Here is an 11,968-nt window from a genome sequence, read left to right on the forward strand (position 1 = left end):
CCCCTGAGCACAAGCTCAGGGGTAAGGACAAACATCATGAAACTATTATCAGCACTGGCTGTATTACTGTTATTAAGCAGTAGCGCACAGGGTGCCTTTAACCACAAAGAGGCGCTGAAAGGGCCTTTTGCTAATGGCCCTGAAGTGACGACACAATGCTTAACCTGCCATAAAGAACATGCTGAAGAGTTTATGAAATCTTCACATTGGACTTGGGAGTTAGAGCAAAAACTACCTGACCGCACAGTAATGCGCGGTAAAAAGAACAGTATTAATAACTTTTGTGTATCGATATCGGGTAACGAACCACGCTGTACCAGTTGTCATGCCGGTTATGGTTGGAAAGACTCTACATTTGATTTTAAAGACATGACCAAAGTCGATTGCTTAGTCTGTCACGACACCACAGGGACTTACATTAAAGATCCTGCAGGTGCAGGCGAGGCCTTAGCAAGAGTCAATTTAGCCAATGTTGCCCAAAATGTAGGTGCACCCGTGCGTGACAATTGCGGCAGTTGCCACTTTTACGGGGGCGGCGGTGATGCGGTTAAACACGGCGATTTAGACTCATCAATGTCTTATCCAGACAAAGCGACCGATGTCCACATGGACACCGATGGAAATGACTTCCAGTGTCAAACTTGTCACATTACTGAAAATCATCAAATTACCGGTAACTCGATGGGCGTATCACCTGGTGGGGAAAACAAAATTGGCTGTGTAAACTGCCATGATGCTGCGCCTCATAAAAATGCAAAGCTTAATACCCACTCGGAAACGGTAGCATGTCAAACTTGTCATATACCATCATTTGCTAAAAATGAACCCACCAAAATGCGTTGGGATTGGTCACAGGCAGGACAAGATCTTCCGGAAACCACAGACCAATACGGCAAGCACACCTTTATGAAAAAGAAAGGCAGCTTTATTTGGCAAAAAGACGTTAAACCACAATATGCCTGGTTTAATGGCCGCGCCGATGCGTATATGGCTGGCGACAAAATGGACCCCACTAAAACGGTTAAATTGGCTTATCCATTAGGTGATATTCGCGACCCTAAAGCTAAAATCTATCCATTTAAAGTGCACACGGGTAAGCAAATCTATGATGCTAAACTTAATATTCTAATAACCCCTAAAACGTACGGTGAAGGCGGTTACTGGGATAAGTTTGATTGGGACTTAGCTGCTAAATTAGGCATGGAAGCTAACCCAACCATGGTAGAAAAAGGACTCAAATACAGTGGTCAGCATGGCTTTGTTGAAACCGAAATGTGGTGGCGCATCAACCACATGGTGTCACCAAAAGACAAGGCACTACAGTGTAATGACTGCCACAACAAAGGCGAGCGTTTAGACTGGAAAGCCCTTGGTTATGATGGCGACCCAATGAAAAATCGTAAAGGTGTAAAACACACTAAAGCTGACTAATACTCAGATAAGCTCACTGCAACAGCAATTAGCTGATACAAAAAAACCGCTATCGACTTTACGATGGCGGTTTTTTATTCGCTAAATAACCAACTAAAAATCCAAACCTTGGCATTGAAAATCTTGTTCAATAGCACTGATGGGATCGGTAAACCGTAACCGTTTAGCCAACAACTGCAACGGCTTATCAAAGTTGTCCGGCCCTTTAGGCTGTAACACTGGATAAAAGCGGTCGTGTAAAATAGGCATGCCTAAACTTTGCATATGTACCCGTAATTGATGAGTTTTACCGGTAATCGGACTTAACTCAAACAAGCCAAAACCATTTTTTACCACCACTAAACTGATTTCAGAATGGCTATTCGCCTCGCCTTCAACCACCTGCATGGTAAAGCTTGGATTTGCCGCCACAATACGATTTTTAACCGTCCAATGAATAGGCAGAATACAAGTATTATCGGCTAATTCACTCAGCAACGTAGGCGTTAATTTAGCGATGGCTTGATAATCTTTAGTGATCTTGTCATCTAAAAACAGCTGATGATATGCATGGCGTGTTTGCGGATTGAGCGTCATTAACATCACCCCAGCCGTATCTTTATCGAGCCTGTGCGCCGGTGCGACCGTATCTATTTGAGTGGCGATACGTAAGCGATGCACTAAACATTCATTAACGTAATTTCCGCCTGGGGTAACGGGTAAAAAATGCGGTTTATAAACAACAATAGTGTCGTTATCTTGATACAACACCTGTTCAGCAAAAGGCACTTTCGTTTCGGCCAGTACTTCGCGGTAATAATACACTTTCGCAGTGGCTTGATAGGCACTTTCTGCGGTAATTAATTCACCATTTTGCCAATGCACTTTGCCATCGTTAATCCGTTGCAGCCATACACTGGGATCGATTTGCTTGAAATGATCGATCAAAAAATCAACTACCGTGCGGTATTGCTTGCCAGCTAATTCATTAGCACGCGGCAACACAATATACGAAGGCTGCGCGGCAATGGCAGCGTTTGATGTTTGGGAGGAATACTGAGGGTGATCCGCGGTGTAATTTGAAGAATTAGGCATAAATAACTTGGCTACATAAAGATAATGATAAGGTTTAAAGCGAGAAGGCATCTTATCAGGCTAGGCCGAAAATGTATCTTGATTATCTCGATGCAGATTACACAATATTTGGCTTATACATCCAAATGAGATTTTAGCAATTGCAACACAAAATCCATGGTTTTATGACAATTAGGTTGCTCAACTAAAACCAATTTATCACGGTTATACATAGGTAAAACCTCTAACCAACGCTGACTTACCCAAGCGGCATCTTCTAAATGAGTTTGTGAATACAATCCCAGTAAATCTGGATTCACTTGATAAAATTGTTCAAGTGCGGCGCTGATAATTTCAAACTCACCCGCAATGGGTTCATGACACCAATTAGCACAAGGGAGCGCACGAGCAATCCAACAACCATCTCGTTTTTGCGCCGCAGATAAAATTTTAAGACGCTGTGATCCCTCAACAACAATACTTAATGAACCATCTTCTAACTGATTAAAATCAATAATATTGCATTGGGTTGCCGTAATATAACAAGGCAGTTCGCTATTCACTTTCAATGGCGCAAATGCTAAATCATAGTGACCTTTTAGCACGTCGGCAACCATGGCTAAATCACTCGGTGCTACGACTCTAATTTCAAGTCTTCCACCGGGTAATAGCACTGCATCTTGAATAAGTAATGCCACTTCTTTTGTTTGCATAACAGCCTCCTACACCATCGGTGAAGTTACTGAACCAAAGTCAACTCAATGAAACAAGTGTAGCAGTGGTTAATTATTCAACAACTTAAGCAGCATAATATAATGCTTACTACCGACATAACCACCCGGTTTCACTACGCCCTACTTCAATAGACCTTGTTCAATACGACTATCTTTCAAAAAAAGTACAAAAAACACTCAACTTATTGAAATCTTATAAACGCTCAATGCGATCCATAATGGTGCCAGAAGCGACAATCTCAGCAAATTCGTCCGCTAAAACTTGGCTTTGTTGTACGCTTTGCTGCCAGTAGGCAATCCGGCTTTCAGTATCTAAATTTTTAAAGTCTTCACGGTCAGGAATTTTACTAAACGGTAAACTCGCAATAAATTGCTTACTCGGCGCTAAAATTAATCCATTGTGGTAATTCGCTTTCGCTTTACGCCACAACAAGGATTTATCAAACCAACCTGGGCTCATGTACGGATAAAAGTGCGGATACAAACTTAACCCTGTGGCAGCGGGTAATGGCATATCAAAATGATAATCGGTTATGCCACCATCGTAGTAATGGCCTTTGGGTGAGCCCTGCAGATCTTTTACCGGATCGAGCAATAGCGGGATCGATCCTGTCGCTAATAATCCATGACGGATATTGCCTTGAGTTAGCTCAACATGTTTCGTCGGTAAATCTTTCAGGCGCCTAAATGGTGATGCGGCGTCTTTATGGCTTAAAATAACCCGTTCAAAGTGCCAACCTAAGCTTTTGCGATTGATCACATTACTGACTGCAGCCATCGACAATCCCACCATTAAGCCAAATTTGGCATGAATGCGATTTAAATGACGGGCACGGCAGGCCACCATATGATGACGAATTAATGGATTAGCAATAATATCAGCGCCTTGCTGCTCACCTAAAATGCCATCAACAATTTGTAATACTTGAGCACTGACTTGTTCACGAGTAGGCTTGTTATCGTAGTTTTGATGAATATAAAAATGCTCTAAACGTTCATAAGCCGCTAATGGGTCTTGTTGCGCCATACAAGCTAAACGCCACGCACCCGACGACGCGCCCATGGTATAAAGGGGATCTTCGCGACCCTGAAAAAACTCACTAAATAAATATTTATCTAAGCCTGCTATCGCCAGCCACTTAGGCCCGCCCGATGCAGCAAAGAGTTGAGTAAACAATGATTGTTCTAAGCCATTCGCTTCGAGTTGTTCGTAAGCCGTTGGTCCAGCAAGTAAACGTAATGCAGGCAATGTACAATCCTTCTTATATTTGTAATGCTGTTATCTTTGTAAAACTGTATGCTTTAGTACTAACACGCTAGCATATTTTTATGGTTCTTATCTTACGGAATTTTTATGATTGTTGATACTTTAGCAAATCGCCACCTATACACTCAACTTAGTCCGAGATTAGCCAAAGCATTAGCTCATCTCGCGGACACCGACTTTAGTCAGCTTGAAGTGGGTAATTATCCGCTTGAAGGCAAAGATATTTTCGTTATCGTCAATGACTATGAAACTAAACCTAAAGAAATCGAACCCTTTGAAGTTCATCAACAGTATATTGATGTGCAATATGTGGTTAGTGGTGAAGAAGAATTTGGCTATTTACCCTTAGCGAATCAAACGCCTTCTAAGCCTTATTTTGACAAGCATGACTATGCTGAATTCGACTATGAATCTAACAAAGATGACGCGGCGTTTATTCCGCTAAAAGCAGGCATGTTTGCACTATTTTTTCCTGGTGACATCCATATGCCTGGCACCAGCCCTACACCACAAAAAGTCCGTAAAGTGGTGATTAAGGTAAGGGTATAACAATACCATCTTAAAAAATGCCAAATACTCAGTCCTACTGCTGAATTATTAGCAATAAATCGCTATTTGAAAGAAGTCTGCTAAAGTTAATTCGAGCACAAGAAGCACCTCGACAGAGCACTTGAGATAGTCTCAATAGAATACTGAAAAGATACTTCAATAGCGTTGTTATACCCAAGCTAAAGACAAATATACACTTACCCTGTGTAAATAGAAAAGCCCCGAGACTCTCCGCTCGGGGCCTTTTTTTGTCAATTGAACACGTATATCATCATTGAAAACACTCATATGGTAAGTTGAACCGTTGAAGTGGTATTTTTTAATGCGATGAAGATCAATCCTTGTTAAAATCATGGCAACTTTATAGGAGAGTCTTTCAATGGCAATGTATGTAGTGGGTCACAAGATCCCTGATTCAGATTCAATTTGTGGTGCTATAGCATTAGCATATTTAAAAAACCAAATCGGTGAACCGGCAATTGCAGCCCGTTTAGGCGAGTTATCACCAGAAACTGCATTTATTTTAGAAAAATTTGGTTTTGAAGCACCAGAATACAAAACCAGTTACGCTGGTGAAGAAGTCTATATTGTTGACCATTCAGAAATCACTCAAGCACCGGATGATATCGCTCAAGCGACTATTGTCGGTATTGTAGATCACCATAAATTAGGCGACCTAACCACTTCTACTCCGCTAGAATGTTGGATCCGCCCAGTAGGTTGCAGCAACACCGTCATTAAAATGATGTTCGATTTCTACCAGGTAGAAATTCCAGCAAACATCGCTGGTATCATGATGTGCGCTATTTTAAGTGACACGGTAATTTTTAAATCACCTACCTGTACCACTGCCGATATCCGTTGCGTTGAAGCGTTAGCTAAAATCGCCGGCGTAGAAGACTTTAAAGAACTCGGCATGGACATGTTTAAAGTGAAATCAGCAGTAGAAGGTACGCCAGCGCGTGACCTTGTTATGCGTGACTTTAAAGACTTCAACATGAACGGTAACCTAGTGGGTATTGGCCAATTAGAAGTTATCGATTTGTCTGTATTTGACGACATCAAAGCTGACCTAGAAGCTGATATTGCTAAATTGAAAGTTGAAGGCAATCGTCACAGCGTATTATTGCTGCTAACCGATATCATGAAAGAAGGTTCAGAAATGTTAGTTGTTTCTGATTCAGCAGACTTAACCGAGCGCGCTTACGGTAAACCTACCGTTGATGGTCGCGTGTGGTTAGACGGCGTATTAAGCCGTAAAAAACAAGTTGTACCTGCACTGCAAGATGCCTTTGCAAAGTAACTCGTTGTAAACATCTCAAATAAAGAAAAAGCTGAATCAATTGATTCAGCTTTTTTTATGTCTAAATACATCTTATTGGCATGATTAACACACCAAACTCATACTGGTATATCACAACCCCATAGCTCAATGGAGGGCTGCTCAGTGGTAGGCTCACCCACCCAATAACTCATAGAATGGCATTGTTGCCCAGCCTGAGTCGATGACACACATAGCTGATAATCGCCTGCTTCTGGCGTGCGGCCCAACTTTAGCATTGGCAAAATAGGTAAATGTGGGTTGTAGTGCCAACTGCCATCTTTTAACACCGCATCGGCAGGGATTTCCATCCCTGCGCCACTGCCTTTTACCCTTGCTTGTTCTAAAATAAAACCCTGGTTAGTTAAGCGATAATCTTCGGCCCAACGAATTTTTTCAATTGTGTGAGTCCAAGATAATGTCATTTGCTCAGCAGGCACTTGTGCCCATATTGTCCCCGCTATCCCTAAACATAAACCGAGCATTATTCGCCCTGCGCTAAACGTTTAAGCTTACGTGCACGCCATACGTGGTGCAAAATAAACAACAGTGCCAAACCAAAGCCTAACTCATCACTTAGCGGTGTCGCCATAATCAAACTGCCACCAGCAATAAAGCCTAAAACACGTTCCCACCAATAAAGGTTTTGTAATAAGTAACCGGTAAATATCACGCCCCAAATTCCTATAGCAACCGTCGCTTTAAGGACCACATAAATCGTTTCTAGCACACCACCACTTTGGAGCATTAACGCAGGATCGTACACCGCCATAAACGGAATAATAAACCCAGCAATGGCAATGCGAATGGCCCATAAACTGATTTTTAAGCCTTTCTCTTTAGCGATTGGCGCCGCGGCGAAACACGCCAGGGCAACAGGAGGAGTCAGGTCTGCCATAATGCCAAAATAAAACACGAACATGTGCGACACAATTAACGGTACGCCTAAATCCAATAACGCTGGCGCAGCAATTGAGCTGGTAATAATGTAGTTAGGAATAGTCGGGATCCCCATACCTAAAACCAAACACGTCACCATCGTCAGCACTAAAGACAAAAATAAGTTATCTTGGCCGACAGCCAGAATATAGCCGGCAAACGTTGAAGCAATACCGGTCAGTGACACCACACCAATAATCACGCCTACTAGCGCACAAGCAATCCCTACAGGTACCGCATGGCGCGCACCTTCAACTAATGCGTGCACACATAATGTGAGGGTTTCTTTACCACCTTTAACAAACCAACAAATCACCACTAGCATAGCGATAACGCCAAACATCACCCCAATGCCTAACTGGAAAAAACCTGCGCATATCACCCCTAATGCTATCCAAAAAGCAAACCGCATAGCAGCTGATGATAGATTGAGAATAATGGCAGAACCTAAAATCACAATCGCAGTCAGCGCTAAGCCAACCATGCCAGAAAACAGCGGTGTACGACCGGAAAACAGCAAGCCAATCAGAATAAATAATGGGATGAGTAAGTACCAACGCAACTTAATTGCTGCCCACGGATCTGGACATTGGTCTTTGGGTAAGCCGGATAAATTGGCGCGTTTAGCTTCTAAATGCACCATCCAGAACACCGAACAAAAATACAATACTGCGGGGATCATCGCCGCTTTAGCAATTTCAATAAATGGCACATTAATGGTTTCTGCCATAATAAAGGCTACGGCGCCCATAATCGGCGGCATAATTTGGCTGCCCATACTGGATGTGGCTTCTACCCCCCCCGCAAAAGCAGACCGATAACCAAAGCGCTTCATTAACGGAATGGTGAACTGGCCAGTGGTGACCACATTGGCAACCCCCGAACCGGTAATGGTGCCCATAAGTGCTGAAGACACTACCGACACTTTTGCAGGCCCACCCACTTTATGACCAAATAAGCCCATAGCAAAGTCGGTAAATAAGCGGATCATGCCTGCTTGCTCTAAAAAGGCACCAAACAGAATAAACAAGAAAATATAGGTCGCAGATACATAGGTTGGCGTGCCGTATAAGCCTTCGGTACCAAAGGCCAACTGGTTAACTATTTGGTCGAAACCATAACCTCGATGCATCAATTCACCGGGTAAATACTCACCAAATAAACCATAGACCAGAAAAATGCCGCAAATGATCGGCAATGCAATTCCCATCACTCGTCTTGCGGCTTCAAACACTAAAGCCACCAATACCACACCAATAATCATGTCATTTTGGGTTAAGTCACCAGAACGTTGAATTAAGTCGGCTTCAAATACCCATTGATAAACCGCGGTAGCCATACCCGCTAAACCGAGTAGCCACGCCAAAGGTTGCCATGGCTGGCTCTTGCCCATACCTGGATAGCTAATAAACACCACTAATAATAAAAAACCCACGTGCACGGCGCGTAATACTTGTGTCGAAACTGGATGAAATGCCGCGGTGGTAATTTGGAAAATAGAAAAAATCAATGCTACTGCAAACAAGGCTTTTGGCCAGTTGCGAGTATCGGCACTTAAGCCTTGCTCTGGTTCGTTAATTTGGGTTGGATCGCTCATGGTATGCCTCGACACTTACTACAACTAATAACCTCAGCTCAGAAAAATGAGTCAATTAACAATGACGTTGACTCAATCAGTCATTTTTTATCTAAAACAGACGTTAGCAAATATGGTTGAAAGACAGAAATAAACAAGCGCTTGCTGGAGTTAACCCAACAAGCGCTAATCAAATGACTAACAATTTATAGCGCATTCACTTCTTTGTAATAACGTTCTGCACCAGGGTGCAGTGGGATCGGCAGATCTTTGGCCGCAGTAGCTAAACTGATAGCCTTAGCAGCTGAGTGAGCGGTACCTAAACGGTCTAGGTTTTCAAACATTAGTTTGGTCATTTGATATGCCACTTCATCAGACACCTTGCTGTGGCTTACCAACAAGTTTTGAATCGCAACAGTACTCACATCTTCTGTTTGACCTTCGTAAGTATTGGCCGTAATCACTCCAACTTGATAAGCAGGATTATTAATTTTAGCGACAACATCCGCAGGGATAGCGACAAAGTTGATATCCATTGTTGCGGCTAAATCACGAATCGCTGCCATACCTAAACCAGACGATTGTAAAGTCGCATCCAATTGGCGGTTTTTAATCAGCTCAACAGATTCGGCATAAGGTAGAAACTCCACTTTACCCATGTCGTCGTAACTTAGCCCTGCTGCTGCAAAAATGGCACGCGCGTTGAGTTCAGTTCCTGATTTAGGTGCCCCAACAGAAATACGCTTGCCCTTTAAATCTGCAAGGCTATTAATACCAGCATCTTTATTGGCAACAATTTGAATATAATTAGAATAGGTTGACGCAATAACACGTAAGTTTTTAAGCGGTGCTTTAAAACCAGCGTCTTGATCACCTTCCCACGCTGCCGATACCGAATCACCTAATGCAAGCGCTAATTCACCACGTCCAGCTTGTAATAAATTGAGGTTTTCAACCGACGCTTTAGTCGCTTGTACTGAGGTTTTAGAGCCCTCGATGCCATTACTGTAAAGCTGAGATAAAGCCACACCGATAGGATAGTAAACGCCACTAGTTCCGCCGGTGAGAATATTAATAAAAGTCGGCGCGGCCATAACAGCCGTACTGATAGATAGCGCTGCAGCCGCGCCAATCATGCAAAATCGTTTGGTTAATTTCATCCTGCAATATCCTTATTTTTTATATCGTTATGAGTATTATTGTGTAGTTACACTACCACTGACATCCTGTGCGATCTATATAGACTAAAGGCTAATAACATCGCTATAAACCTCCTTTATTCCGCGATTTCAGTTACTTCGATGCTGCATCGATAGCGACATTAGCATTTCTCATCACCAACTTGTTCTACAGCTGTCTGGGTAGTGAGCCATAAACACTCTGCCATCAACGAGTATAGTTAACTGAAATAAAAAGGTGCCAACAATGTGGCACCTTTATAGTCTATTGTGTTCACCCTCGTTAAATACAAGGCTGTAATACAGTTAATCTTACATATTCATACAGTTTGCATAATATGTCACTGTGGCAGGCCAGTCAGAAAACACGCCCATTACCCCGACATCTTTAGCCAGTACATCTAACAGTTCAAAAATATCGCCTTCGTTATCAATCACGTCAGCAATACTCTGATAATACCAACCACCGCCGCCTTGGCTCAGTGGGCCCGAACGCTCTAATGACCAAGCAATAATCTTCAACCCAGCGGCACTTGCTGCTTTAGCATATTCAGATGGCACTATCGCGTTATCGTCTCCCACCGTCACCAGCATCCATAAAGGTGGCGCAATAATCTTGACACCATCAGCCGCTAGAGTGTCCATACTAGGTGACCATGTGGCACTGTTCTGTGGATCAAAACCATTCAGATCATAACGATCGTCAAGGTATACCGCTTGATCGGCAAATTCAGGCGCATTAGCTATCCAATATTTTACATCGTCTAAATTAAACGATTGCGGAAACACTTGTGATGCATCAACGCCTGCTGTGGCATATTCATCTAACATTTTTTGGGCGTAATCTTGCTGAGTAAAACCATCATACGGCATGCTGACACTGGCCGACTTAAGCTCGGGAGTCATCTTTACTCCAGCAGCTTTAAACAAGGCAATACTTTCAGCGTGAGTCATTAAGGTGCCATTACCTGCATATAAGTCGGTGCGCCAATTTGGCGTGCCATCCATAAACTCTTCAACTGTGGTGGCATTAGGGTTAAAGCCGTCCATTTTGCCTTTTAAGGTTGTAAACTCTGCAAGACTGATATCGCTGGTACAACAGGTAGCCGTTGCACTCACGCCATTAACAGCATCCGCTGGTGAAAATGGCACTGAACATTTATTAGCGAGGGCTGGGATAGCCAGAATATTGGTGGTAGTGGCTAAATCACACTGCGAGTGACGGCAAACTAACTCTTTATCTGCGGTAAAAGTTACATCACATTCCACAATACCTGCGCCCGAATCGATGGCCGCTTGATAAGCTTCTTTGGTGTGTTCAGGAAATTGCATTGACGCACCGCGATGACCAATCGAAAAGTCAGTACGGTAGAATGAGTTTGAAGCACATTGAGCTAATTGATTTTTTAACTCACTATCTTGCATTTGACCGACTAAAAATAGTGGCCTAGGACCTACTTGAGCGCTAACACTTTTATCCACTTCTGCAGTGGTGTCATTATTATCGTTACTGTTACACCCCGAAATCCATAACGTACTGGTTAAAACCGAAATGATACCCAGTGCTATACTTTTTTTCCTTGTCATCTTATTGCTCCATGTTGTAATGCGGTAATGTCAGTTGTAATGGTTTACTGAAAAATTCATCATCAGGAACAGCTTACGCAATGAATATGACTGAATTATCGAATTAATATGACAACCTTAGTTTCTACTGTTTTATCGACCGATTGAATAATATAAAACATGACCCTAACTGCGGTAACGGTATATAGACAAGCAAATAAACGATAGTGAGTTAACGGCTAACGATGAGGTCCACAATGGCAAACACAACACTTTATTATGTTCACGATCCAATGTGCAGTTGGTGTTGGGGATACCGCCCCACATGGGACGCCCTGCAAGCTCAACTACAAC

At 42.8% G+C, this 11,968-nt stretch carries 10 protein-coding genes and 1 pseudogene; 4 read left to right on the plus strand and 7 right to left on the minus strand.

From position 1 onward, the window contains the following. The first annotated feature begins 36 nt into the window (after positions 1 to 36). On the plus strand, positions 37 to 1,431 hold the full coding sequence (locus H5202_RS02405) for a tetrathionate reductase family octaheme c-type cytochrome (RefSeq protein WP_182770642.1): 1,395 nt from the start codon (positions 37 to 39) through the stop codon (positions 1,429 to 1,431). Between the two features lie 93 nt (positions 1,432 to 1,524). Here the strand turns inward: H5202_RS02405 and H5202_RS02410 are convergent, their stop codons facing one another. The 3 genes from H5202_RS02410 to H5202_RS02420 all read right to left on the minus strand — a co-directional run bounded on the left by H5202_RS02410 (position 1,525) and on the right by H5202_RS02420 (position 4,467). After that, positions 1,525 to 2,505 (minus strand): pseudouridine synthase, encoded by a 981-nt coding sequence (locus tag H5202_RS02410; protein WP_182770643.1) that lies wholly within the window; start codon positions 2,503 to 2,505, stop codon positions 1,525 to 1,527. 113 nt (positions 2,506 to 2,618) lie between these two features. Further along, a complete protein-coding gene (locus H5202_RS02415) occupies positions 2,619 to 3,197 on the minus strand; it encodes an LON peptidase substrate-binding domain-containing protein (RefSeq protein ID WP_182770644.1) in 579 nt (192 codons plus the stop codon). A gap of 214 nt (positions 3,198 to 3,411) precedes the next feature. Continuing rightward, the gene (locus H5202_RS02420) at positions 3,412 to 4,467 is read right to left on the minus strand and encodes an alpha/beta hydrolase (RefSeq protein WP_182770645.1); all 1,056 of its coding nucleotides are present in this window, start codon (positions 4,465 to 4,467) and stop codon (positions 3,412 to 3,414) included. A gap of 105 nt (positions 4,468 to 4,572) precedes the next feature. Between H5202_RS02420 and H5202_RS02425 the strand changes: the two genes are divergently transcribed. Together H5202_RS02425 and H5202_RS02430 are read left to right on the plus strand one after the other, a co-directional pair. Then, the gene (locus tag H5202_RS02425; protein WP_182770646.1) at positions 4,573 to 5,034 is read left to right on the plus strand and encodes a YhcH/YjgK/YiaL family protein; all 462 of its coding nucleotides are present in this window, start codon (positions 4,573 to 4,575) and stop codon (positions 5,032 to 5,034) included. Between the two features lie 379 nt (positions 5,035 to 5,413). Beyond that, positions 5,414 to 6,337 carry a manganese-dependent inorganic pyrophosphatase gene (locus tag H5202_RS02430; protein ID WP_182770647.1) on the plus strand — a complete coding sequence of 308 codons (924 nt, stop codon included), beginning with the start codon at positions 5,414 to 5,416 and terminating at the stop codon, positions 6,335 to 6,337. Positions 6,338 to 6,435: 98 nt separating this feature from the next. Here H5202_RS02430 and H5202_RS02435 read toward each other — a convergent pair whose 3' ends face one another. From H5202_RS02435 to H5202_RS02450, 4 genes are all read right to left on the minus strand, one after another. Beyond that, a complete protein-coding gene (locus H5202_RS02435; RefSeq protein ID WP_182770648.1) occupies positions 6,436 to 6,840 on the minus strand; it encodes a DUF1850 domain-containing protein in 405 nt (134 codons plus the stop codon). Beyond that, positions 6,840 to 8,873 carry a TRAP transporter fused permease subunit gene (locus tag H5202_RS02440; RefSeq protein ID WP_182770653.1) on the minus strand — a complete coding sequence of 678 codons (2,034 nt, stop codon included), beginning with the start codon at positions 8,871 to 8,873 and terminating at the stop codon, positions 6,840 to 6,842. Before H5202_RS02440 ends, H5202_RS02435 begins: the two co-directional genes overlap by 1 nt. A gap of 203 nt (positions 8,874 to 9,076) precedes the next feature. Continuing rightward, complete coding sequence (locus H5202_RS02445; RefSeq protein ID WP_182770649.1) at positions 9,077 to 10,030, minus strand: TAXI family TRAP transporter solute-binding subunit; 954 nt, start codon at positions 10,028 to 10,030, stop codon at positions 9,077 to 9,079. A gap of 330 nt (positions 10,031 to 10,360) precedes the next feature. After that, positions 10,361 to 11,635, minus strand: coding sequence for a glycerophosphodiester phosphodiesterase family protein (locus H5202_RS02450; RefSeq protein ID WP_182770650.1), 1,275 nt, complete (start codon positions 11,633 to 11,635; stop codon positions 10,361 to 10,363). 236 nt (positions 11,636 to 11,871) lie between these two features. Here H5202_RS02450 and H5202_RS24140 point away from each other — a divergent pair. Then, a pseudogene (locus tag H5202_RS24140) lies at positions 11,872 to 11,968 on the plus strand (DsbA family protein); the annotation flags it as partial.

It is taken from the genome of Shewanella sp. SG41-4, assembly GCF_014164505.1.
In the GTDB taxonomy this organism is placed as follows: Bacteria; Pseudomonadota; Gammaproteobacteria; order Enterobacterales; family Shewanellaceae; genus Shewanella.